Origin of the sequence: Polycladidibacter stylochi (assembly GCF_001562055.1) — a bacterium.
GTDB classification, from domain to species: Bacteria; Pseudomonadota; Alphaproteobacteria; order Rhizobiales; family Stappiaceae; genus Pseudovibrio; species Pseudovibrio stylochi.
The window spans coordinates 382,060-405,300 of the sequence record NZ_LLWE01000018.1 but is presented as its reverse complement, the minus strand read 5'-3'; the positions used below and the strand labels follow the sequence as shown (position 1 = coordinate 405,300).

Sequence of the window (23,241 nt, the reverse complement as noted above, 5' to 3'; positions counted from 1 at the left end):
AACTGGATTACCCATAAACCTGATAGAGCATCTAAGGCATGGCGAAAAAACTGCCCCAAGCGCTCAATAAACTAAAGAGTCGTGTACTGTGGCTTTTAAGAAATAGCAAACTGCTTTAACTTTTTAGATCAAACGACATCGGAAGATTTGCGCTTGCGAGCCATTCGCGATTGTATCAAGTATTTATTGATGATGATTATTTTGAAAATAATCTAACTGCGGAACTGTCCGTTTTACATCAATTGCATGAACTTCCGGGGTGACAACGGCATGTTGAGCAAACGGGTCTTCAGCGACGCGTTTGTGAATTGCGTCTGTGCTCTCACCATGAGCGATTATAAATCCGCCTCCGCTATCCAAAGAACCAACACATTGAAAAACACCATCGGAAAAACCACTGGAAATCCAGCTGTTGTGCGTTTCCATATACTTTTTTGCAGATTCTTTGTTGTCGCCAAATTTCAGTAGAATGATATGCATTGCTCTCACCTTAATAACAGCCTTTTAAATTTGCACTTGCTAAAATACATCACTAATAGTTTTATGGAAGTAGGCAGAAATTTTGAAGTAACTCTTAAAATAATAGTATTAGGCCCGTATGACCCAACAGACTGATAGCGAGCTCTGCCCTGCACCCATTCTATTTTCAATGATAGGTGGTAAGTGGAAGCTTTTGATCCTGAAAACACTTGTTTTTAATGGAACAAAAAGATTTGGTGATTTACGCCGAGAAATTAGCGGCATCACCCAGACCATGTTAACCAAGCAATTACGTGCCTTGGAAGCTGATGGTTTGATAGATCGAAAAGTATACGCACAGGTTCCACCACGTGTGGAATATAGCGCCACCAATACAGGACGCGCATTAAGGCCCGTATTTGAAGCGATGCACCAATGGTGGTTGAATAAAGAGCAGCTTGAACAACAGTAGGGCTATTATTTGTCAGCCCTTTGTGCAGTAAAGCAGATATATATGTGTGGCGCTCGAAGGTACTATTTGATTATTGGAAATTTAAATGGTCGGGGCAGCAAGATTCGAACTTGCGACCCTCTGGTCCCAAACCAGATGCGCTACCAGGCTGCGCTATGCCCCGATCCGTGTCAACTTATCAAGTGGTCGGGGCAGCAAGATTCGAACTTGCGACCCTCTGGTCCCAAACCAGATGCGCTACCAGGCTGCGCTATGCCCCGTGACTCGATAATGTCTTTATGAATGGTCGGGGCAGCAAGATTCGAACTTGCGACCCTCTGGTCCCAAACCAGATGCGCTACCAGGCTGCGCTATGCCCCGTCATTCATATAGTCGCCGCTGTGCTCAGCGGCTCTGTGAGGGGGTATATATGCCCTGTTTTCATTTGTTGCAAGAGACAATTCATTTTATCCAAAGGGGGAATGCAATTTCTATCTATCTGAAAAGGATATTACATCACTAATATCTCACGTAGCCACCTTCAATGCCCCAATACCCCTACCCTTGAAAATCAAATAGGGTAAATGCAAAAAAAGAGGCGCGCCCGAAGGCACGCCCTTAAAGTTTTCCAGAGACCCATAAGGGTCCATTCAATCGCCAAACAGAGACAGATACTCAAAGCTGAGTATCAAACTCATGTTTTATTTCTAGTGCTATTGATAATGAATGTCAACTGCAATCGAAAGAAATATTGAACTATTCTTTCAACCTATGCAAAAACTAGTTTTGTGCAGTTTGCGTACTGGCGTGGCGGGCAAGCCAAGCACTCGCCCAATCAACCGCATCGCGGCGCTCTTGCTCACCCACTTCAGCCCACACTTTTTCATGCAATGCCGCAATCTCTTCAAATTGTTTTTTGTTATGCGGTAACCGCCGTTGTAAATCTGCGGTAATTTGCTTTTGAGCCAATGTAATCCAGCGGATGCCCATATTTTTTACCGTCTGGTAGCTATCGCTGTTATAAAGCAGCTCTCCAAACTTCGCCTGCGCAAAAATATGCCCTTTGACAGCTGAAAGCTTGAGCCAACGAGCTGCTAGGCGCCGATTACGTTCACCCGCCTGCCCTTCATTCAGTTTAGATTGCTGTAAATAATAGAGGCCTAAATGGTATTGGGCATCGGCATCACCAAAATAAGAAGCGCAATATGTAAAGATTTCCAGTGCCCGGGCACGATTGGGTTGAACGGGTGAGCCCTCAATACCTGTTAAATAATAGTTTCCCAACTCAACAAGAGCATTGGCAACAAATGGCGCACTGCTAGAGCGGGGACTATCACCAGAGTGTTCGCGGGCAACACGAGAATAATAATGGAATGCTTTCAAATCATCTTCAGCGACCCCGTCACCATAGGCGTACATACGCCCCAGCTTCCACGCAGCCATAGCCTGACCATTATCAGCCGCATATTGCAGTGGACGTAGCGCCTCGGCTTTATTACCCGCATAATAAGCTTTGGCACCACGGCGTAAAGCTTCTACTGGGGTTACAGGGTCTAAACTTTGTACAGCAGCAAGCGCACTATCAATAGGAGCCGTTTTGGCATGCCCGCCATTCGAATCGGCATGCACACCAACACAAGAAACGGCCACGGCGCTAAAGGTAATAACAATGCGCACAGCTCTACGAAATACACCATCTTGCGCAAAACACCGCTGACCCAACCAGTTTATGGCGCTACGCTTCGAATTTTGAAGTGCTAAATCCATCATTTGCAACTGCTTGTACCGATAAGACACAGAATTATTCTTAAGCCTACGACAACCTGTTTCAATACAGGTATACCCACAAACTATTTAAACTTGTACATTCAATAGCGCTGTTAGGCAGCAAGTTGAAGGCTCACATCTTCTTTTATCCTAGCCAAAAGTGTCTTTTTTGGCACTGAATTCAAGCAGCCCTATGGTTATTTGCGTTTAAAATCCTATTCAAAGTGTTTTTCCAATACCGCAAGTGAGATGCCAATACTCCAGCCAACTTTTAAACTAACTCTACATTTCCATGTAGTTACCCAAACTATCGCGCTAAAGATTAACTTACCGGTTAAGCCATAACCCTGAATTTGTTGCACCAATGCAACATTCTGATTTTCTTGTTACAAACACACAACGCTTGCAACAAAACAGCTCTTTTCTGTATTTTTCAGTCAACATCGACTTGTCAAAGCTGCCCTTCATCAGTGTATAAGGATGCCTGTAGTTCCCAATATCGAAAAGCAACACTGATCAGTCACATAAAAATACCTAGCAAGAGCAACAGGCCCTATGCCAATAACTATTGCTCATCAATATTTTAGTTAATTGTTTGTTTTGATTAGTAACCACAAAAGGCTGGAGCAAGAGACAGAGGCGCAATGAGTGAACGAGACGATTTATTTGCAACAACAACAAATACACAAACCGCTCCTGTTGCGACCAAACCGAAGAAAAAGAGCACCACGCCAAGCACAACAACGATGAAGGCTCCCTCTTTAAAGCCCGCCAACTCTGTGGCAGATCAAAACGAAGCCGGTTACACCGCAGCCGATATTGAAGTGTTGGAAGGACTGGAACCGGTACGCCGTCGCCCTGGAATGTATATTGGAGGCACCGACGAAAAGGCGCTTCACCATCTCTTTGCGGAAATCATAGATAACTCCATGGACGAAGCTGTTGCCGGTCATGCAAGCTGGATCGAGGTCCATCTCGGCGCTGATGGCTACTTAACAGTAACCGATAATGGGCGCGGCATTCCCATAGACCCGCATCCCAAATACAAAGATCGCTCGGCACTAGAAGTTATCATGACCACCCTACACGCGGGTGGTAAATTTGACAGTAAAGTCTATGAGACATCAGGCGGCCTGCATGGTGTAGGTGTTTCCGTTGTGAACGCACTCTCTGAGGAGCTCATCGTAGAAGTAGCCCGTAACCGCAAGCTTTACCGGCAGGTTTTTCGCCGCGGATTGGTAGATGGCCCCTTACAACACGTCGGTGATGTCCACAATCGCCGTGGCACCATGGTCCGTTTTAAACCTGATGTCGAGATTTTCGGACCAAATGCACGTTTTAAACCTGCGCGTTTAATGAAAATGGCCCGCTCCAAAGCCTATCTATTTGGCGGCGTTGAAATCAGATGGCGCTGTGATAGCGAATTAATTCAAGAAAACGAAAAGTCTTCCATACCCGACACCACCACCTTCCATTTCCCCGGTGGGCTAAAAGACTTTCTCGAGGCTGAGCTTGGCAAAGAACGCCGTGTCTGCGATGACATATTTTCCGGTCGAACCGCAACGACAGGAAAACACGGTTCTGTAGAATGGGCAGTATCTTGGTTTGCCGGTGATGGCTATGTGAATTCCTACTGTAATACGGTACCCACTCCCGAAGGTGGCACGCATGAGGCCGGGCTGCGCTATGCACTGTTACGTGGCCTAAAAGCCTATGGTGAACTGACAGGTAATAAACGTGCCTCGGTGATTACCAGCGATGATGTCATGACTTCAGCAGCGGCCATGTTATCCGCCTTTATTCGCGAACCCGAATTCGTTGGCCAAACCAAAGACAAGCTAGCGACCAACGAAGCCACTCGCCTGGTAGAAAATGCCGTTCGCGATGCGTTTGACCATTGGCTCACCGCCTCGCCAAATCAGGCAAATAAACTGCTGGAATGGGTTATTGAGCGAGCCGAAGATCGCTTAAGACGGCGTAAAGAGCGCGATGTGGCTCGCAAAACAGCCGTACGCAAACTCCGCCTACCTGGCAAACTGGCCGATTGCTCAACCAGTCAGGCCCAAGGGACAGAGCTATTCATCGTTGAGGGCGATTCGGCTGGCGGCTCAGCAAAACAGGCAAGGAATCGCCAAACACAGGCTATCTTGCCTCTTCGCGGGAAAATTCTTAACGTGGCCAATGCGGGACGCGACAAACTGGTCGCCAACCAGCTGTTATCTGACCTAATACAGGCCTTGGGTTGTAGTACCCGTAGCCAGTATCGCGATGAGGATTTACGCTACGAGCGCATTGTTATTATGACTGATGCGGATGTCGACGGTGCTCATATCGCCTCCCTCCTCATCACGTTTTTCTATAAAGAAATGCCAAAATTAATCGAAAACGGCCATCTTTACCTAGCAGTTCCTCCTCTCTACCGTATCTCCCAAGGAGGTAAAACATTGTATGCGCGCGATGACGCGCACCGCGACGAATTGCTAAAAACACAATTCAAGAAAAACGGTAAGATAGATATTGGTCGCTTCAAAGGCCTTGGCGAAATGCTCCCTGCGCAATTGAAAGAAACCACAATGAACCCCGCAAACCGCACATTACTTCAAGTGGTAATAGGTGCCGGAGCAGAGGAAACCACGCGTTTATGCGTTGAACAGCTTATGGGCAACAAACCGGAATCCCGCTTTGCTTTCATTCAAGAAAATGCCGAATTTGCCTCGGATTTGAATATCTAACTTTAACGATTGTTTATTATGCAAGCTCTGCCTTTATGAAGCGTTTCTCAACAAGCACTTTTGTAAGGAGACCGCAAAGAAAGTGTAGTAAACATTGACAAGCGCTACTTAAGCTGTAGTGTGCCGGAAAACCTTGGGTACAGTAGCAATACTGTGCCTTTCACAACTGTCACGAAGATCCCAAAAGTATGTCATTTGCCACACTTGGTTTAAGCGAGAAAGTCCTCGCAGCTGTAGAAGCCTCAGGTTACACCGAACCCACTGCTATCCAGGCAGAAGCAATCCCCTCTGTCATGGAGCGACGGGATGTTTTAGGTATCGCGCAAACCGGTACCGGCAAAACGGCTAGTTTTACGTTACCAATGATTTCGCTTTTGGAAAAAGGGCGGGCCCGGGCGCGCATGCCCCGCACCTTGATTTTGGAGCCAACACGCGAATTAGCTGCACAAGTTGCAGAAAACTTCGACCGTTACGGCGTCAATCATAAACTGAATGTTGCCTTGCTCATTGGCGGTGTTTCCTTTGCCGATCAAGACAGAATTCTAGAGCGCGGCGCGGACGTTTTGATTGCAACGCCGGGACGTTTGCTAGATCATGTTGAACGTGGCAAACTACTCATGCAAGGGGTTGAAATCCTTGTGATTGATGAAGCCGATCGCATGCTGGATATGGGCTTCATTCCAGACATTGAACGTATCTCCAAACTGATCCCGTTTACGCGACAAACAATGCTTTTCTCGGCAACCATGCCCAGTGAAATTCAAAAGCTTGCCGATCAATTCCTACAAAATCCAGTAAGGGTAGAAGTCGCCAAAGCCTCTTCAACCGCTGAAACAGTCACACAAAAACTGGTTCCTGCCAGCTTTGAAGACTACGAAAAACGCTCTGTACTGCGCGATCAGATAAAAGCCGCAAGCGATTTGCAAAATGCAATTGTTTTTTGTAACCGCAAGCGCGATGTGGCGACAGTCTTTCGCTCGCTCATACGCCATGAGTTTTCTGTTGGTGCCTTGCATGGCGATATGGATCAGCGCTCGCGCATGACCATGCTCGACAATTTCAAGAAAGGCAATATCTCTATCCTTATTGCCAGTGATGTGGCTGCACGAGGCTTGGACATTCCCAGCGTGAGCCACGTCTTTAACTATGATTTGCCAACCAATCCGGAAGATTATGTTCATCGTATTGGTCGCACAGGACGTGCAGGACGTGATGGTACTGCCATATCCATTGTGACAGGAGATGACGAAAAACTGCTGAAAGCAATTGAAGAAACCATTCAGGCTACGATTGACTGGGATGGAGAACCAATTGATTTTGCTGCAGCTCAAGAAGAGAAAAAGCAGCGTAGAAAAAGCAGAACCCGCACAAATCGCTCTTCAACAGATAAAAAGAGTGCATCGCAGCAACCCGCCGAGGCAAAACAACCCAAGGCAGCACCACCTATTTATCCAGGTGATGAGCAACCAGTGATTCACGACGAAGCATTTTCTCATAATAGGTATTCACATAAACGCCCTGCGCCATCGACAAGGCACAGTAAAACGAGGCAGGCTGCTCCAGAAGAAGAGCTATTTAAAAACGCCTCACATATACCGGCATTTTTATTGCGTGAAGCGCGTCCGAGGGCAACCTAAGCTCGCTAATAATTTGCAAGACGCATATTTGTGTGGGTAACTAGACCATCAAGTCTACAGCGCGTTTTTATTTAAAAACACGCTGTAGTATCACCTTTGGTAAGCTTTATTCTATGCACATTGCGAGACAAATATGGCAAGTAAAGATGATTTTCAGCGTACGATTACTTATGGCGATAGTGCTCTAAGTTATATCAAAAGCAATTCATTACCTGCCTTTCCTCGCAACTACGAGTTGTGGTATAGCTATGCTTCTGGTTTCAACCTCTCACTAAACAGATCCATCAATAAGATCCTTTCAAGAGATGGTAAAATTTCTGAGGAAGAAACCGAAAAAATATATAACCGCTTTCTATCCCCCAACCGCCTTGGCGATAGAATTGATGAGGTTGGTGATAAAATTGCTTCGGAAGTCCGTCATTTGGCTGAACGACTGGACCAAGGCAACATAGTAACTGAAGAGTATGCTGAACGATTAAAAAAGGCACTTTCAGAACTCAATTTAATAACCGATCAAAACGAATTACAACGCCTCATAATCGAACTAATGCGCGTAACAACACAAACTGCCGATTGTAATCGCGACTTACGTGCAGAACTACTCAATTCGAGACGGCAAATTGGCGTGCTTCAAGAAGGGCTTGAAGCAATTCGTTATGAATCGATGACCGATGAGCTAACCACCCTACACAACCGCAAGCACTTTGATAAATCTCTCGATAAACATGTCAAAGAGGCACGCGATTCCAAAGTACCACTGGCGGTACTACTATCCGATATTGACCATTTCAAACAGTTCAATGATAATTTTGGTCACCAGACTGGCGACCAGGTACTGCGCTTGGTTGCTCTTGCTGTCAAAAAGAACATGAAGGGTTCAGACATCGCCTGCCGTTATGGCGGTGAGGAATTCGGCATCATTTTGCCACGCACCAGCGAAGAAGATGCACTTGATATAGCCGAGCAAATACGACGCTCGGTCATTTCAAAAGAGCTTGTTAAACGCTCAACAGGCGAAAATCTGGGACGGATCACCATTTCAATTGGTGTTGCCTTTTTCCGCTCCGAAGATACCCCAATGTCCATCGTAAATCGAGCTGACAAAGCGCTCTACGCAGCGAAAAGAGCAGGTCGAAATCAAGTCAAACCAGAACTTGAAGAACCAGAACGCCTCCCCGTTGCGGCTTCAACATAAGTTTAGTCACTAATTAGCGACTGTTCTTTCTTCTGTGCCAGTGTTTTTAAACGTAGCGCCTCGTTGAGGGCATCAATGAGCCAGCTTCTCATTTTGCCTGTATCTTCCATCACTTGCTGGGGAACCGAGTAAAAACTAATAGGCAATACCTGTTGCCCCATACGCACGAAAAATGGCAGCTGCCCATAACTCAAATACTTATAGGCATTCGTTTCACTTCTCAAAAATAGCTTGTTGTCAGCACATAGGCCGAACATAACACCCTGGCAATAAAGGCCTAAGCCACCAAACATGCCTTTAAGCTCAACAGCGCCTTCGGGCAGCAGTTTTTGCAAATCCATCTCTTTCATATTTAATGCTCATTTATGTAATAATTTAATTAATTCTCCCGTAATTATATCGAGTGTTTTAGATTGGTCCATAGATCTAATTGTGTTTTATTATGATAATTTTTCAGCTATTTAGTTTTTACGCATCTCACCCGCGCTCAAGACCCATCTGCCAAAAATCAGCTTCCAAACGGGTGGCATTACCAAAATGCTCCATGATTTGTGGTCGGCGAGCATTCGTTAAATACGCCTGAGCCAATTCGTTTAACTCGGTCTTGGCCTCTTCCATGAGCCTAAGATAGTCCTCCCCTGAATACTCCTTAATCCACGGAGCATAAGGATTTTCGCTATCTAAAGCATTGGGTACCTGCGCCAACCGACGGGCAATCTCACCATAACCGATAACGCATGGTGCAAGAGCAACCTTTAAATCGAAGATATCTCCACGCATCCCTGCATCAAGCACATAACGGGTATAAGCCAGTGTTTGTGGTGCTTGCACAGCTGCCTGCATTTCTTGCTCACTCAATCCCCAAGATTGGCAGTACTGCACATGCAAACCCATCTCAACATTCAAAATGGTTTGTACTGAATCCAAAGATTTGCGCATCAATGCCATATTGGGACTTTTATAAATCGCGAGTGCATAAGCGCGTGCAAACTCGATCAAGAATAAATAGTCTTGCACAAGGTAATATTTAAAAGCCTGAATTGGCAACGTGCCTGCGGCCATCTGCTCGACAAAAGCATGTTCAGTATATTGCTTCCATGCCTGTTTATTGTCTTCAACCAGCGCATCAAAAAAAGTCATCCTATTATTTCCAAATTTGTAAAATCAATTGGATTTCATTGCTTTCAACATATCGGCCGGTTTGAGTTCAACAGATACGCCGCAACCGCATGCCGAAACTTCGTTCGGATTTTGGAAAGTAAACCCCGAACGAAACTTGGTGGTTTCAAACCCCAATTCGGTCCCTAAAAGGTAAAGCGTTGCCGAAGGGTCTACAAAGACCTTAATGCCATCAACCTCAACCACATCATCGCCCTTTGGCGCTTCGCTAACCATATCCATTGCATATTCCATACCGGCACAACCGCCCTTTTTAATGGAAATACGCAACCCAACGGGTACACCCTCTTGTATTTCAAGCAATGACTTGATCTGGGCAACCGCATCTTTGGTAACGCTTAATACTTGAAAACTAGCTGCCATAGCTGACCTCCTGCGCAAATGCGTCTTACTCGCAGTTTACACAATATAACGGCTTATGTAAAAAACCGCAGGAACCAACACGCCTTTGCATTGCAAAGGCGTGGAGATACTAAAAGAAGTTAAGGGCAACACGGGCCTCGTCCGACATGCGCGAGGTATCCCATGGTGGATCAAACACCATTTCCACCTCGACAAGGCCAACACCTTGAACCGAGCTAATGGCATTTTGCACCCAGATCGGCATTTCCCCAGCTACCGGACAACCCGGTGCGGTCAACGTCATATCCACTTTAACGGTGCGATCATCCTCGATATCAACCTTATAAATGAGACCAAGCTCATAGATATCAACCGGGATCTCGGGATCATATACAGTTTTCAAAGCCGCGATAATATCGGCGGTGAGCTGCTCCAGCTCTTCGCTCGGAATGGCAGAGCTTTGATTGATCTGCGTCTCTGCTATCTCCTCACCGGAGAATTCGCTACGGTTTACATTCTCACTCATGGGACTATCCAAACATCTTGCGGGCTTTTTCAAGCGCTGCCACGAGAGCGTCGACTTCTTCAACGCAGTTATACATGGCAAAGCTGGCACGGCAGGTGCTGGTTACACCAAAACGCTGCAGTAAAGGCTGGGCACAGTGGGTACCTGCGCGCACAGCAACGCCCTCACGATCGATTATCATCGAAACATCGTGAGCATGAATGCCATCCATCTCGAAAGAGAAGATCGCACCCTTTCCTTTGGCGGTACCAATAAGGCGCAGGCCATCCATATCATCAAGACGGGCTTGCGCATAATCACGCAGTGCCGCTTCATGCACCGCGATATTATCACGGCCCAGCTGCATGACAAATTCCAGCGCAGCTCCAAGGCCAATGGCCTGTACAATTGGCGGTGTGCCCGCCTCAAACCGATGCGGGATATCAGCATAGGTCACGCCATCCAGCGTGACATCCTTAATCATCTCGCCGCCGCCATTAAACGGGCGGAGCGCTTCCAACGCCGCCGCTTTGCCATAAAGCACGCCAATACCAGAGGGACCATAGAGTTTGTGCCCGGTAAAGACGTAGTAATCGGCATCAATAGCCTGCACATCAACAGGCATATGCACCGCCCCTTGCGAGCCATCGATCAGTACCTTCGCCCCGACCGCATGCGCCTTGCGGGTTACCTCTGCCACCGGCACCACAGTGCCTGTCACGTTGGACATCTGCGTCATGGCAACCAGTTTGGTGCGCGGGCTGAGCAGCTTTTCAAACTCTTCCATTAAGAAAGAGCCATCCTCGGCCACCGGCGCCCACTTAATCACCGCGCCCTTGCGCTCACGCAGAAAGTGCCACGGAACAATGTTGGAGTGGTGCTCCAAAATGGAGATGATGATTTCATCACCCGCTTCGATCTGCTCTTCCAGCCCGTAGGAGACCAGGTTAATGGCCTCCGTTGTCGAGCGGGTAAAGACGATCTGCTCCGCACTTGGTGCTCCAAGAAACTTGCGAACACTCTCCCGCGCCCCCTCGAACTTGTCGGTGGTGGCATTGGAAAGATAGTGCAAGCCGCGATGTACATTGGCATATTCACCGGAATAAGCAGCGTTCACCGCATCAATCACCGCCTGCGGCTTTTGCGCCGAGGCACCACTATCGAGAAACACCAATGGTTTGCCGTAGACCTGCCGCGACAGAATCGGAAATTCCTTACGTACGGCCGCCACATCAATAGACTGGTTTTGAGTTTGTAACTGAGTAACTGGCTGTGTCATCATCTGTTCCTAAACATGCAGCCAGTTGCTGATACGGCTGGTAAGCAAAGGGCCAATACGCGCGTCGTCCAGCTCATCGATGACCTCGCCAAGGAAAGCAAGAATAAGGATCTTGCGTGCTTCCTTTTCCGGAATGCCGCGGGCCCGCAGGTAGAACAACAAGTCCTCATCGATCTCGCCCGTGGTTGACCCATGGGCACACTGCACGTCATCGGCGAAAATCTCCAGCTCCGGCTTGACATTAACCTCAGCGCTTTCCGAGAGCAGCAGCGACTGCACCATCATCTGGCCATCGGTTTTCTGTGCGTCCGGCTTCACAAGAATTTGCCCCTGGAATACAGAGCGCGCCTTGTCATCGACAATCGCCTTGAAGTATTCGCGGGAATCGCATTCCGGCACCTTGTGATCAACGCTCAGCGTGATGTCCGCATGGCTGTCGCCCTTAAGCAGCGAGACCCCGCGCAGTGCAGCGTTAGAGCCCTCACCGTTGAAGGCAACGGCAAACTGGCTGCGAGATAACCCGCTGCCCGCATCAAACAGGAACTGGCTCAACTCGGCACCCTTGCCAAGATTTGCCGAAGCAGAGGCCAGATGGGTCGCGCTTTCCGCTTCCTCTTGCAACTTGACCCATGTGAGCTTGGCATTATCGCCCACCTCAAGTGTGGTCAATGTATTGCGCAGATAAGCGCCGCTGTCGCCCTGATAGCTCTCCAGTACCAAAACATCAGCACCGGCTTCGACCACCAGATCAATGCGCGAGAAGCTGGCACCCTCGCCCTTGGCCACGTGCACGATTTCCACCGCTTTTTCAAGCTTTTCGCCACCAGCAACCGTGATGGTTGCCCCGCCTTGAACAAACGCCGTGTTCAGATCAACCAGCGCATCGGCACGGGGGAAGGCAGCAGTGTCATGGGCCGGAGCCTCCGCCTTTTCCGCCCATGCAGAAACGCTAATCTTGCCTGCCAGTGCCTCAACATTCGACAGGGCAGCATCAAACCGTCCATTGACGAAAACAAGACGACCTTGCGTCTCCACTTCACCCAAAGCACCGGGGGCCGCAACCTCTGCCCTAGCAGAAAGCGCGATGGCGCTGCGTAGTTTAGCCTTCAAATCGGTATAGTGGTATTCTTCAATGCGGCGGTGCGGCAGCCCCGCTGCTTCAAAACGGGCCATGGCGGCGCGGCGCGCCTCACTCAGGCCGTCGCTTTGTTTGCCATGCGTGGCGGCAAACGCCTCCACAAATCCTGTTTCTGCGGCACTCAGCACCCGCTGATTTTGTGCTGTCATAGAGTTAACTCCCCTTACCAGCGTGCCCTACGCTTCTTCACCCACATAATCGGCATAGCCGTTTGCTTCCAGCTCAAGCGCCAGCTCTTTACCGCCGGTCTTGACGATTTTACCTTTGGAAAGCACATGCACCACGTCAGGGACAATGTGATCCAGCAGGCGCTGGTAGTGAGTGATAACAATCATCGAGCGTTCAGGAGAGCGCAACTGGTTCACACCTTCCGAAACAATGCGCAGCGCATCAATATCGAGGCCACTGTCTGTCTCATCAAGAATACAAAGGGTTGGTTCCAGCAGTGCCATCTGCAAGATTTCAGCACGTTTCTTCTCACCACCAGAAAAGCCCACATTGAGCGGACGACGCAGCATTTCGGGTGTGACCTTAAGATCCTTGGATTTCTCGCGTACCAGCTTCATAAAGTCGGGGGTCGATAATTCTTCTTCGCCGCGTGCGGCACGCTGTGCATTCAGTGCGGTTTTCAAGAATGTCATGGTGGCCACACCCGGAATCTCGATCGGGTACTGGAATGCAAGAAACATACCCGCAACCGCACGTTCATCCGCACTTAGCTCCAGCATATCTACACCGTTATAGGTGATCGAGCCCTCGGTGATTTCATAGTCTTCCTTACCGGCAAGGATATAGGAAAGCGTAGATTTTCCCGAGCCGTTCGGCCCCATAATAGCGTGTACTTCGCCAGGCTTAACAGTTAAATCGATACCGCGCAGGATTTGGTTGCCTTCTACTTCGGCGTGCAGATTTTTGATCTCAAGCATGAGATGGTGTCCTTAAATTCGTGTCATGCGCCAGCTCTAAGCTGGCCGCTAGGTGCTGGATCGTTGTGTCTGTTTTACGGCCTTTAGCCCACAGAGCCTTCCAGCGAGATATTGATCAGTTTTTGCGCTTCAACCGCGAATTCCATTGGCAATTGCTGAATGACATCACGCACAAAACCATTAACGATGAGCGCAACCGCCTCTTCCTCGTTAAGTCCACGCGCTTGGCAATAGAACATCTGGTCATCCGAAATCTTCGAGGTTGTCGCCTCGTGCTCGAATACGGCCGTGGCGTTCTTGCTCTCGATATAGGGCACGGTGTGAGCGCCGCATTTGTCGCCAATCAACAAACTGTCACACTGGGTGAAGTTACGAGCGTTTTTCGCCTTGCGATGCGCCGAGACCTGACCGCGGTAGGTGTTTTGCGAAACGCCAGCGGAAATCCCTTTGGAGATGATACGCGAGGAAGTGTTCTTGCCAAGGTGAATCATCTTGGTACCGCTGTCCACCTGCTGGTGACCATTGGAAATGGCGATGGAGTAGAACTCACCTACTGAGTTATCACCTCGCAAGATGCAGCTTGGGTATTTCCATGTGATCGCCGAGCCAGTTTCAACCTGCGTCCATGCGATTTTGGAATTGGCGCCACGACAATCACCGCGCTTGGTGACAAAGTTGTAAATCCCACCCTTGCCTTCGCTATCACCGGGGAACCAGTTTTGCACGGTGGAGTACTTGATCTCCGCATCCTCGTGCGCCACCAACTCAACAACAGCGGCGTGTAGCTGGTTTTCATCACGCTGCGGCGCGGTACAGCCTTCCAGATAGGACACGTAGGAGCCTTTTTCGGCAATAATCAGTGTCCGCTCGAATTGGCCGGTGTTGCGCTCGTTAATGCGGAAATAGGTAGAAAGCTCCATCGGGCAGCGCACCCCTTCAGGGATGTAAACAAACGACCCATCAGAAAATACCGCCGAATTTAGCGTGGCGTAAAAATTGTCAGAGACCGGCACAACGGAACCGAGGTACTTTTGCACCAGTTCTGGATGCTCGCGGATTGCCTCGGAAATCGGGCAGAAAATCACACCAGCCTTGGCCAGTTCCTCTTTAAAGGTTGTGGCAACAGAAACACTATCGAACACCGCATCAACGGCGACACGGTTTTCTGGCGCGATTCCGGCAAGAACTTCCTGCTCGGACAGCGGAATACCGAGTTTCTTGTAGGTTTCCAGCAGCTCCGGATCGACCTCGTCTAGACTTTTAGGCCCCTCTTGGGTTTTCGGAGCTGCATAATAATGCAGATCTTCAAAGTCGATTTTCGGATAGTTGACTCTGGCCCACTCAGGCTCTTCCATGGTTTTCCAGCGTTGGAACGCATCCAGACGCCAGTTCAACATCCATTCCGGTTCATCTTTCTTAGCGGAGATGAAACGGATAATGTCTTCGTTCAGCCCTTTGGGCGCCAGTTCGGATTCAATATCGGTGACAAAACCGTACTTATATTGATCCACGTCGATCGATTTCACGTGATCGATCGTCTCCTGCACTGCTGCCATTTACCTACTCCATAAGCGGTTCAAAGCCGCATCGGGGTCAATTGATATTTTTGTATTTATAGTGTTTGCCAAATAAACGCAGTCTTTTTTACGCTTATATGAACGATTTGATGTGCATGATTATGCAACTTGCGCACATCGCTTATAGTAGGGCCCTTTCCCGCCCTTTGCGCATGCGCAAACTTATTTTCGATAATGCTTGCAAAAAGTGATCCACATCAGCCTTTGTACTTTTCCAGCCCAAGGATATGCGAAGTGCACCATTTATTTGCGCCGCATCAAGCTGCATCGCGCTTAATACATGCGAGCGACCAACTTTACCTGAGGAGCACGCAGAACCGGAAGAAAGTGCAATTTTTTCTAAATCGAAAGCAATAAGCGCAGTTTCAGCACTCATACCGACAATTGAAAAACAAGTTGTATTAGGCAATCGCGGCACTTCTTGACCAATAATTTGAATATTCTCACTCATTTGTGAAAGCTGTGCTTCGAGATAACTATGCAGCTCAAAAACCCGAGCGCGCTCTTCTTCGTTAACAGCAAGTTTGGCGGCTGCTGCAAAACCAGCAATGCCGGCAATATTCTCGGTACCTGCCCGTCGCCATCCCTCCTGGCCACCACCGCGCATCATAGGTGCGGGGCGAAAATCACCATGACCCAAAATCAAAGCCCCCACGCCTTGTGGTCCACCCAATTTATGGGCAGAAATCGCCATTGAATGACAAGCTATCATTGGCTGGGATAAATCTAAACGACCCGCAGCCTGTACAGCATCCACATGTAAAGTATGGCCAGCATCTTCGACAATCACACCGATTTCCACAAGAGGCTGCAAAACTCCTGTCTCGCTATTCGCTGCATGTATAGCAACCAACACCTTTTCATCAGCACCGATATTGCTGAACTTTGAACGTAAATCGTTTAAATCCAGCAACCCATCAGGAGTTAAAGCAATTTGCGTCACACGCTCTTCCACAAACTGCCCGCCACTCAACACAGACGGATGTTCGCCAGCGCTGACAAATAACCGGTCAAACTTGTATTCTTGGCCTTTTTTCAACCAGTTCGGTGTTAGAGCCATGACATTAGCCTCAGTGCCACCACTGGTAAAAATCACATTTGCTGCGATACCATCCACCAGTGCAGCCACCTGTTGACGCGCCGATTCGATAACACCACGTGCCTGACGACCATAAAAATGCACCGATGACGCATTCCCTGGAGATTGGTAGGCATCTAACAATGCCTCTCTCACTTGGGGGCGCAATGGTGCACTGGCGTTATAGTCCAAATATGTATGTTGCTGCTCTACGTTCATGGCTCATTTATGAAAACACGGGTACTTTTTGCAAGTTATGCCAATATGATTCACGGCAAAGCTTGAAATTTCCCCTCACACTGACGATAAGGTGTTTAGAGTTTCGAATTGAACACCGTTGCTTCACGCTTTATTTTTGTTTTACAGAGCAAATAGAAGCCGCAACGCTCTTTTGTTTCGAATGGTTCTAAACTAGAATATAAAACCTGCTTTGTACAGTCAAGTTTATATGTTGCATAGCAGGAATACACAATGCCCCCTGAATAGTCAGAGGGCAAGCAACAAAGGATTTCCAACGCTCATGCCTGAGGTGATCTTTAACGGACCGGCAGGACGGCTTGAAGGTCGTTTCCATCCCGCTAAAAAACGCAACGCGCCTATTGCACTCCTACTACATCTACACCCGCAGTTTGGCGGCACGATGAATAACCAAATCATCTATCAGATGTATTACATGTTCGCAAAACGTGGATTTGCTGTATTGCGCTTCAATTTTCGCGGCGTTGGACGCTCACAAGGTCAGTTTGACCACGGGCAAGGTGAATTATCGGATGCAGCAGCAGCACTAGACTGGGTACAAACCATCCATCCCGACGCGCGGTCTTGCTGGATCGCCGGTTTTTCTTTTGGCGCATGGATTGGCATGCAGCTGTTGATGCGTCGTCCCGAGGTGGAAGGCTTTATCTCCATAGCACCACCAGCAAATTTGCATGACTTTTCCTTCCTCGCCCCCTGCCCGTCTTCGGGCCTGATTATACATGGCGATCAGGATAAGGTTGTTCCACAAAAAGATGTGCAAGCACTTGTAGACAAGTTGAAGACACAAAAAGGTATTGTGATCGATCATCAAACAATGTCGGGAGCCAACCACTTCTTCGAAAATAACGTCGATCTATTGGTAGACAATTGCGCCGATTATCTCGACCGCCGTTTGGGCATGATTCAAGAAACCGAAGAATAGTTTCACTTTTCACCCACAAAAAAAGCGGCCAATCGGCCGCTTTTTTATGTATTCATTGAATTCTATCAGCTCTCTGGCGACCAGGCTTGATAATCGCCAGTCACCTCGTCACGCTGAGCACCCTTAAGCAGCGAGCCTTTAGGGCGATATGCACCAGCAGTACCTGTTAAGTTAGGCTGGTGTGCCAACTCCCAATCTTTTGCCTGATAATTGCTTTCACTAGGAATTTCGTCAGTACGATGGTGCATCCATCCGTGCCAGCCTGCAGGTATTAATGAAGGCTCAGCAAGCCCTTTATAAATAACCCACCTTTTAGAACCGTTTTTCTGACGGTAATATTGATTGCCAAACTGGTCGTGCCCCACAAGCTCACCATTACGCCATGTAAAGAATCGCGTTCCCCATGTCTGACCATTCCACCAAGAGAAGAATTGAATTATGAGTTTTTTCATTGCCGCGCGCCCCTTCGGTTCCAGCGGTTGGGATAACTGACTATTGGCGCTGAATATGACCATATACATAGGACGTGTCCAGCCCTTTGCGCGATTACTCAGCAATCTATTTAACGATTGCAATCACTTTTTTTGTTTACGCACCCCAAAAGCGGGTTTAAGCGGTGAGCGCCGGACATCATCACGGCCCTGCATATACCCCTTCGTGTATCCATAGTGCTTGTGTTGATGCTGAGAGTGATCCGCTTCCAACACTTCCTCCCAATCGATTTTGATTGAGTTTACCTGCTTAGATACGCGCTTTCTCTCTCTTAATAATTTAGCACGCGGATTTTGTAGCTCGCTCTTTTCATATTTGGCTTCAAAGGCCCTATTAAATTGGCGGTTACCGCCTGCATTAATATCACTCTCTTTGTCACGCACACTCAAAACACTACGGATTTTTTCTGCATTTTGGATATCATTGTACTTCTTTTCACTCAGCTCCAAGCGCTCAGCAATGCCCGCAAGCTGAAAAATTCCTTCAGCCCCAATCACCATCTCTCTTGTATCGCGGCATATTTTCAATAAACACTTTTCAAGTTGGCTTGCTGAAATCGGCTTGACCAAAATGTGATGAGCCCCGGCTTGCATGGCCCTGTTCACATTCTCTCTTGTCCCGTGTGCCGTAATTACAATCACAGGAACAAAGCATAAAGGGGCTAGTTGCGGTTGGCGAATGAGGTTCAACATTTGCAAACCCGATAAAGGAGACATAACCCAGTCAGTTAAAATAATATCCGGTAGCTCACTCGCCATAGCGGGAATCGCATCTTTCGGCCCATCGAAAATACGAATCCGGCGAACCTCAAGACTACTTAAAAGACTACGTAAAATAGATTGTACTGGCTTTGAATCTTCAATAACGACAATATCAAGCTCATTTGTCGTTTTACCAAGCGCAAAGTGGTTCACAAAATGCCTCAATATCAAATCAAATCTACAGGAGATGCATAAAATGCCTATTACAATTAATAGTCGAACATATAAAGAGTAATTAACATTTTAACTAGTTTCGCCATCAATTTAAAATGATATTTGCACACATATATTAACGATATAAGCTATCCACTTTTATCCCACGCACAACAAGAAAAAACCCACAAAAAAAGTTGTGACGTTAAGGCATCACATCCAAACGCTTTAAAAGCGCAGTCTTCTGCAAAACAGAACGCAACTGCTTGCCTGCCTAACTGTTTATCAACACTATATTTGGTAGCTCAAACCCTCCTCGACACATTATGCACTAATAAATTTTATTGACGCTCGCACCAGATTCACACTAGGTTTAGCGCATTCGCAACGCGTAACCGAACAATCGGATTGTTTGGATGTTCTTCAAAATGGCAATGTAAATCTGATTTGAGTAGCCTTCATATCGCAACTCAAAGCAGTTTTTTTTGTCCAATCGCGTCTATATGTTGTGATGTGTATTTATTAAGCTACCATATATAGTTTTTATGACGTAACTGTTTTAAACTATCGGCAGCAGCGGCACAGGTATGACCAAAAATGAGTTAAGGCGGCATTGAATAGCAAGCCCCTTAACAAATGCGGCAATGTTCATATCTGACTAAATTATCCAGACCAAGTGGTCTGCCATATGCATAGGGGGCAATGGAAATGAAAATTTCACGGCACTACACGATGGAAGGCCAGTCAGCATACGCTGATATTGAGTTTCATTCGGCAACGAGCGAAATTCGTAATCCAGATGGGTCCATTGTGTTCCGCCTAGAGAACATTCAAGTTCCAACCCAATACTCACAGGTTGCAGCCGATATTCTGGCACAAAAATATTTTCGTAAAGCAGGCGTTCCGGCCCGCTTGAAAAAAATAGAAGAAAACAGCGTCCCCTCTTGGTTGTGGCGCAGCGAAGCAGATACGCAAGCACTTGAGGAGCTCCCAGCAGAAGAGCGCTTTGGCTCGGAGATCGATTCCCGCCAGGTTTTTGACCGCCTGGCAGGCACTTGGACATATTGGGGCTGGAAAGGCGGCTACTTTGATAGCGAAGCGGATGCCCGCGCCTTCTTTGATGAGCTGCGCTTTATGCTGGCTACGCAAAAAGTAGCACCGAACTCCCCTCAGTGGTTCAATACCGGCTTACACTGGGCCTATGGGATTGATGGCCCAAGCCAAGGCCATTATTACGTTGATTTTGAAAGTGGAGAACTTGTACGTTCCAAAACAGCCTACGAGCACCCTCAGCCCCATGCTTGTTTTATCCAGTCTGTTGATGATGATCTGGTAAACGAAAATGGTATTATGGACCTTTGGGTGCGTGAAGCACGTTTGTTCAAATACGGCTCCGGTACCGGCACCAACTTCTCGTCGCTTCGTGCCCATGGCGAAAAACTGGCAGGTGGCGGCAAGTCCTCAGGCCTGATGAGCTTCTTGAAAATTGGCGACCGTGCCGCAGGAGCGATTAAATCGGGTGGCACCACCCGCCGCGCCGCAAAAATGGTGGTTGTTGATATTGACCATCCAGACGTTGAGGAATTCATTTCCTGGAAGGTGACTGAAGAACAAAAGGTTGCCGCTATCGTTACCGGTTCAAAAGTCTGTCAAAAGCACTTGCAAGCAGTCATGCGCGCTTGTGTCAACTGTGAAGGCAGTGGCGACGATTGCTTTGATCCGAAGAAAAATCCCGCTTTGAAACGTGAAATGCGTGCGGCCAAAAAAGCACTCATTCCGGATAACTACATCCAGCGTGTGGTCCAATTTGCCCGTCAAGGCTACAAAAACATTGAATTTCCAACCTACAACACCGACTGGGATTCAGAAGCCTATCTCACTGTTGCAGGTCAAAACTCCAACAACTCAGTCCGCATTACTGATGGCTTTTTAAAAGCCGTCACCAATGATCAGGATTGGGAACTCAAAGCACGTATTGATGGCTCAACCCTCAAAACAGTTCGCGCTCAAGAACTGTGGGAGCAAATTGGTTACGCTGCTTGGGCATCTGCCGATCCTGGTTTGCAATACCATACCACCATTAACGACTGGCACACCTGCCCGGCTGGCGGCGAAATTCGTGCATCCAATCCATGTTCTGAATACATGTTCCTGGATGATACCGCCTGTAACCTTGCCTCCCTCAACCTCTTGCAATTCCGCATGGAAGACAAGAGCTTCGATTATGAACGCTTCGAACATGCCACGCGCCTTTGGACAATAGTGCTCGAAATATCCGTGATGATGGCGCAATTCCCATCAGCACAAATTGCCAAGCAGTCCTACGAGTACCGTACACTTGGTTTGGGTTATGCCAATATTGGCGGCTTGCTTATGACCGCCGGCATTCCATATGACAGTGATGAAGGGCGTGCATTATGTGGTGCCATCACGGCGATTATGACAGGTGTTTCTTACGCCACCTCGGCTGAAATGGCCGGCGAATTGGGCGCTTTCCCCCGTTATGAAGAAAACGCACAAAATATGTTGCGGGTTATTCGCAACCACCGCCGGGCAGCTTATGGCGAAACAAGCGATTATGAAGGCCTGCAAACAGCACCCGTTCCACTAGACCATATCTCGTGCCCAGAAGAAGTGTTGATCGAGCGCGCCATGCTCTCTTGGGATGAAGCGCTCGCACTTGGTGAATTGCACGGGTTTAGAAATGCGCAAACCAGCGTCATAGCGCCTACCGGCACCATTGGCTTGGTGATGGATTGCGACACGACAGGTATCGAGCCAGATTTCGCATTGGTGAAATTCAAAAAGCTCGCAGGTGGTGGCTACTTCAAAATCATCAACCGCGCAGTACCGGAAGCACTGGAAAAGCTTGGCTACAAACCATCGGAAATTGCCGAGATCGAAGCATATGCGGTAGGTCATGGTTCTATCGACCAAGCACCAGCTATCAACCCAACCAGTTTAAAGGCAAAAGGGTTTGATGACGAAGCCCTTGAGAAGCTAAGTGCGTCTCTAGGATCTGCCTTTGACATTAAATTTGTTTTCAACCGCTGGACACTGGGGGATGCCCTACTCGGTGAAAAACTCGGCGTATCGCAAGAGCAACTTGACGATATGGAGTTCAACTTACTTGAGCATATGGGCTTCAATAAGTCAGAGATTGACGCTGCCAACACCCATGTTTGTGGTGCCATGACCCTTGAGGGCGCGCCTTTCTTGAAAGAAGAGCACCTGAAAGTATTCGATTGTGCCAACCCATGTGGCCGCATTGGTAAGCGTTACCTTTCCGTAGAAAGCCACATTCGTATGATGGCAGCAGCGCAGCCATTCATTTCCGGGGCTATTTCCAAAACCATCAATATGCCCAATGATGCTACAGTCGAAGATTGTAAAGATGCCTATATGCTCTCATGGCAACTCGGTTTGAAGGCCAACGCGCTCTACCGTGATGGTTCAAAACTGTCTCAACCTCTAAATTCTCAGCTATTGGAGGATGAAGAGGAAGAGGCCGAGCTGGACAATGTTGTTGAGGCAATTACAGCCCAGCCACAAGCTGCCCGCGCCGAAGCCATCGCAGAAAAAATTGTTGAACGCGTTGTTGAGCGTGCGGTACGCACAAGAGAAAAGCTTCCGAACCGCCGCAAGGGTTACACACAAAAAGCGTCTGTAGGCGGCCACAAGGTTTATCTCACCACCGGCGAATACGAAGATGGCCGTATTGGTGAAATCTTCATTGACATGCACAAGGAGGGCGCAGCTTTCCGCTCGTTGATGAATAACTTCGCTATCGCCATTTCCCTTGGTCTCCAATACGGTGTGCCTTTGGAAGAATACGTAGATGCATTTACATTCACACGCTTTGAGCCTGCAGGCATGGTCATGGGCAACGATGCCATTAAAAATGCCACATCTATTCTGGATTACATTTTCCGTGAATTGGCCGTGTCATATTTGGGCCGGCATGATTTGGCACATGTCTCACCAGAGGCCATTGGCAACACCACCTCGCTCACTCGCACCACAAGCGATGGCAGCAGTAACGGCACTTCTGGGCCAGCTATTGTTTCCCATGGCTTGGTTCGTGGCCAGACCGAGAAATTCCGTCTTGTTCCAGGCGGCGACCCCACAGCTCATTTGGGCGGAGCCCTAACGGCACAATCCGCTGTCATTGCAACTGCTTTTAAACAGGATCAAGAAGCCGTTGTGGGCACAGCGCAACCGGCAAGCCAGCCATCAGTTGCCAGCCAAGTAGCCCAGGCACGCATGAAAGGTTATGAAGGTGAAAGCTGCTCGGAATGTGGTAACTTTACTATGGTACGAAATGGCACATGCCTAAAGTGCGATACTTGCGGCTCGACCAGCGGCTGTAGCTAAGCCCACAAATTCTGTG

Annotated in this window: 19 protein-coding genes and 3 tRNA genes; 6 read left to right on the top strand and 16 right to left on the bottom strand. The window is 48.2% G+C overall.

Going from position 1 to position 23,241, the window contains the following annotated elements:
- Positions 1 to 183 precede the first annotated feature (183 nt).
- Complete coding sequence (locus AYK67_RS05125) at positions 184 to 480, bottom strand: YciI family protein (RefSeq protein ID WP_068083205.1); 297 nt, start codon at positions 478 to 480, stop codon at positions 184 to 186.
- Between the two features lie 118 nt (positions 481 to 598).
- On the opposite strand from AYK67_RS05125, the gene AYK67_RS05120 reads away from it, so the two are divergent.
- Positions 599 to 931: a winged helix-turn-helix transcriptional regulator gene (locus AYK67_RS05120; protein WP_068083200.1), complete on the top strand. Its 333-nt coding sequence runs from the start codon at positions 599 to 601 to the stop codon at positions 929 to 931.
- Positions 932 to 1,017: 86 nt separating this feature from the next.
- Here the strand turns inward: AYK67_RS05120 and AYK67_RS05115 are convergent.
- The 4 genes from AYK67_RS05115 to AYK67_RS05100 all read right to left on the bottom strand — a co-directional run bounded on the left by AYK67_RS05115 (position 1,018) and on the right by AYK67_RS05100 (position 2,707).
- Positions 1,018 to 1,094: transfer RNA gene (locus AYK67_RS05115), tRNA-Pro, on the bottom strand.
- Between the two features lie 20 nt (positions 1,095 to 1,114).
- Positions 1,115 to 1,191 (bottom strand) — tRNA-Pro (locus AYK67_RS05110).
- A 23-nt stretch (positions 1,192 to 1,214) separates the two neighbouring features.
- Positions 1,215 to 1,291, bottom strand: a tRNA-Pro gene (locus AYK67_RS05105).
- A 399-nt stretch (positions 1,292 to 1,690) separates the two neighbouring features.
- The gene (locus tag AYK67_RS05100; protein WP_208976212.1) at positions 1,691 to 2,707 is read right to left on the bottom strand and encodes a tetratricopeptide repeat protein; all 1,017 of its coding nucleotides are present in this window, start codon (positions 2,705 to 2,707) and stop codon (positions 1,691 to 1,693) included.
- A 614-nt stretch (positions 2,708 to 3,321) separates the two neighbouring features.
- Here AYK67_RS05100 and parE point away from each other — a divergent pair.
- The 3 genes from parE (at position 3,322) to AYK67_RS05085 (ending at position 8,241) form a co-directional block, all read left to right on the top strand.
- Positions 3,322 to 5,409, top strand: a complete 2,088-nt coding sequence (gene parE / locus AYK67_RS05095; protein ID WP_068083198.1) for a DNA topoisomerase IV subunit B — start codon at positions 3,322 to 3,324, stop codon at positions 5,407 to 5,409.
- Between the two features lie 188 nt (positions 5,410 to 5,597).
- The gene (locus AYK67_RS05090; protein WP_068083195.1) at positions 5,598 to 7,046 is read left to right on the top strand and encodes a DEAD/DEAH box helicase; all 1,449 of its coding nucleotides are present in this window, start codon (positions 5,598 to 5,600) and stop codon (positions 7,044 to 7,046) included.
- Positions 7,047 to 7,179: 133 nt separating this feature from the next.
- Complete coding sequence (locus tag AYK67_RS05085; RefSeq protein ID WP_068083192.1) at positions 7,180 to 8,241, top strand: GGDEF domain-containing protein; 1,062 nt, start codon at positions 7,180 to 7,182, stop codon at positions 8,239 to 8,241.
- 2 nt (positions 8,242 to 8,243) lie between these two features.
- Here the strand turns inward: AYK67_RS05085 and AYK67_RS05080 are convergent, their stop codons facing one another.
- From AYK67_RS05080 to AYK67_RS05040, 9 genes are all read right to left on the bottom strand, one after another.
- The gene (locus tag AYK67_RS05080) at positions 8,244 to 8,591 is read right to left on the bottom strand and encodes a TfoX/Sxy family protein (protein WP_068083190.1); all 348 of its coding nucleotides are present in this window, start codon (positions 8,589 to 8,591) and stop codon (positions 8,244 to 8,246) included.
- 127 nt (positions 8,592 to 8,718) lie between these two features.
- A complete protein-coding gene (gene tenA / locus AYK67_RS05075; RefSeq protein ID WP_068083187.1) occupies positions 8,719 to 9,381 on the bottom strand; it encodes a thiaminase II in 663 nt (220 codons plus the stop codon).
- A gap of 24 nt (positions 9,382 to 9,405) precedes the next feature.
- A complete protein-coding gene (locus AYK67_RS05070) occupies positions 9,406 to 9,783 on the bottom strand; it encodes a HesB/IscA family protein (protein WP_068083184.1) in 378 nt (125 codons plus the stop codon).
- A 109-nt stretch (positions 9,784 to 9,892) separates the two neighbouring features.
- Positions 9,893 to 10,288: an SUF system Fe-S cluster assembly protein gene (locus tag AYK67_RS05065; RefSeq protein ID WP_068083181.1), complete on the bottom strand. Its 396-nt coding sequence runs from the start codon at positions 10,286 to 10,288 to the stop codon at positions 9,893 to 9,895.
- A gap of 4 nt (positions 10,289 to 10,292) precedes the next feature.
- Positions 10,293 to 11,546 (bottom strand): aminotransferase class V-fold PLP-dependent enzyme, encoded by a 1,254-nt coding sequence (locus AYK67_RS05060; protein ID WP_068083178.1) that lies wholly within the window; start codon positions 11,544 to 11,546, stop codon positions 10,293 to 10,295.
- A 9-nt stretch (positions 11,547 to 11,555) separates the two neighbouring features.
- Positions 11,556 to 12,833, bottom strand: coding sequence for a Fe-S cluster assembly protein SufD (gene sufD, locus AYK67_RS05055; RefSeq protein ID WP_068083176.1), 1,278 nt, complete (start codon positions 12,831 to 12,833; stop codon positions 11,556 to 11,558).
- Between the two features lie 27 nt (positions 12,834 to 12,860).
- Entirely contained in the window at positions 12,861 to 13,610 is a 750-nt protein-coding gene (sufC, locus tag AYK67_RS05050; RefSeq protein WP_068083172.1) for a Fe-S cluster assembly ATPase SufC, read from the bottom strand.
- An 83-nt stretch (positions 13,611 to 13,693) separates the two neighbouring features.
- A complete protein-coding gene (sufB, locus tag AYK67_RS05045; RefSeq protein ID WP_068083169.1) occupies positions 13,694 to 15,166 on the bottom strand; it encodes a Fe-S cluster assembly protein SufB in 1,473 nt (490 codons plus the stop codon).
- 142 nt (positions 15,167 to 15,308) lie between these two features.
- Positions 15,309 to 16,484 carry a cysteine desulfurase family protein gene (locus tag AYK67_RS05040; protein WP_068083166.1) on the bottom strand — a complete coding sequence of 392 codons (1,176 nt, stop codon included), beginning with the start codon at positions 16,482 to 16,484 and terminating at the stop codon, positions 15,309 to 15,311.
- A 301-nt stretch (positions 16,485 to 16,785) separates the two neighbouring features.
- Here AYK67_RS05040 and AYK67_RS05035 point away from each other — a divergent pair, with 301 nt between their 5' ends.
- The gene (locus AYK67_RS05035; protein WP_068083163.1) at positions 16,786 to 17,445 is read left to right on the top strand and encodes an alpha/beta hydrolase; all 660 of its coding nucleotides are present in this window, start codon (positions 16,786 to 16,788) and stop codon (positions 17,443 to 17,445) included.
- 65 nt (positions 17,446 to 17,510) lie between these two features.
- Here the strand turns inward: AYK67_RS05035 and AYK67_RS05030 are convergent, their stop codons facing one another.
- Positions 17,511 to 17,897: an NADH:ubiquinone oxidoreductase subunit NDUFA12 gene (locus AYK67_RS05030; RefSeq protein ID WP_068083280.1), complete on the bottom strand. Its 387-nt coding sequence runs from the start codon at positions 17,895 to 17,897 to the stop codon at positions 17,511 to 17,513.
- A 123-nt stretch (positions 17,898 to 18,020) separates the two neighbouring features.
- On the bottom strand, positions 18,021 to 18,851 hold the full coding sequence (locus AYK67_RS05025; RefSeq protein ID WP_068083159.1) for a response regulator: 831 nt from the start codon (positions 18,849 to 18,851) through the stop codon (positions 18,021 to 18,023).
- Positions 18,852 to 19,559: 708 nt separating this feature from the next.
- On the opposite strand from AYK67_RS05025, the gene AYK67_RS05020 reads away from it, so the two are divergent.
- Positions 19,560 to 23,225: a vitamin B12-dependent ribonucleotide reductase gene (locus tag AYK67_RS05020; RefSeq protein ID WP_068083277.1), complete on the top strand. Its 3,666-nt coding sequence runs from the start codon at positions 19,560 to 19,562 to the stop codon at positions 23,223 to 23,225.
- Positions 23,226 to 23,241 lie beyond the last annotated feature (16 nt).

Excerpts from the sequence above, each read along its gene's own strand:
- AYK67_RS05125 (WP_068083205.1), bottom strand. The coding sequence starts at position 480 with ATGCATATCATTCTACTGAAATTTGGCGACAACAAAGAATCTGCAAAA.
- AYK67_RS05120 (WP_068083200.1), top strand. The coding sequence starts at position 599 with ATGACCCAACAGACTGATAGCGAGCTCTGCCCTGCACCCATTCTATTT.
- parE (WP_068083198.1), top strand. The coding sequence starts at position 3,322 with ATGAGTGAACGAGACGATTTATTTGCAACAACAACAAATACACAAACC.
- AYK67_RS05090 (WP_068083195.1), top strand. The coding sequence starts at position 5,598 with ATGTCATTTGCCACACTTGGTTTAAGCGAGAAAGTCCTCGCAGCTGTA.
- AYK67_RS05085 (WP_068083192.1), top strand. The coding sequence starts at position 7,180 with ATGGCAAGTAAAGATGATTTTCAGCGTACGATTACTTATGGCGATAGT.
- AYK67_RS05080 (WP_068083190.1), bottom strand. The coding sequence starts at position 8,591 with ATGAAAGAGATGGATTTGCAAAAACTGCTGCCCGAAGGCGCTGTTGAG.
- tenA (WP_068083187.1), bottom strand. The coding sequence starts at position 9,381 with ATGACTTTTTTTGATGCGCTGGTTGAAGACAATAAACAGGCATGGAAG.
- AYK67_RS05070 (WP_068083184.1), bottom strand. The coding sequence starts at position 9,783 with ATGGCAGCTAGTTTTCAAGTATTAAGCGTTACCAAAGATGCGGTTGCC.
- AYK67_RS05065 (WP_068083181.1), bottom strand. The coding sequence starts at position 10,288 with ATGAGTGAGAATGTAAACCGTAGCGAATTCTCCGGTGAGGAGATAGCA.
- AYK67_RS05060 (WP_068083178.1), bottom strand. The coding sequence starts at position 11,546 with ATGACACAGCCAGTTACTCAGTTACAAACTCAAAACCAGTCTATTGAT.
- sufD (WP_068083176.1), bottom strand. The coding sequence starts at position 12,833 with ATGACAGCACAAAATCAGCGGGTGCTGAGTGCCGCAGAAACAGGATTT.
- sufC (WP_068083172.1), bottom strand. The coding sequence starts at position 13,610 with ATGCTTGAGATCAAAAATCTGCACGCCGAAGTAGAAGGCAACCAAATC.
- sufB (WP_068083169.1), bottom strand. The coding sequence starts at position 15,166 with ATGGCAGCAGTGCAGGAGACGATCGATCACGTGAAATCGATCGACGTG.
- AYK67_RS05040 (WP_068083166.1), bottom strand. The coding sequence starts at position 16,484 with ATGAACGTAGAGCAGCAACATACATATTTGGACTATAACGCCAGTGCA.
- AYK67_RS05035 (WP_068083163.1), top strand. The coding sequence starts at position 16,786 with ATGCCTGAGGTGATCTTTAACGGACCGGCAGGACGGCTTGAAGGTCGT.
- AYK67_RS05030 (WP_068083280.1), bottom strand. The coding sequence starts at position 17,897 with ATGAAAAAACTCATAATTCAATTCTTCTCTTGGTGGAATGGTCAGACA.
- AYK67_RS05020 (WP_068083277.1), top strand. The coding sequence starts at position 19,560 with ATGAAAATTTCACGGCACTACACGATGGAAGGCCAGTCAGCATACGCT.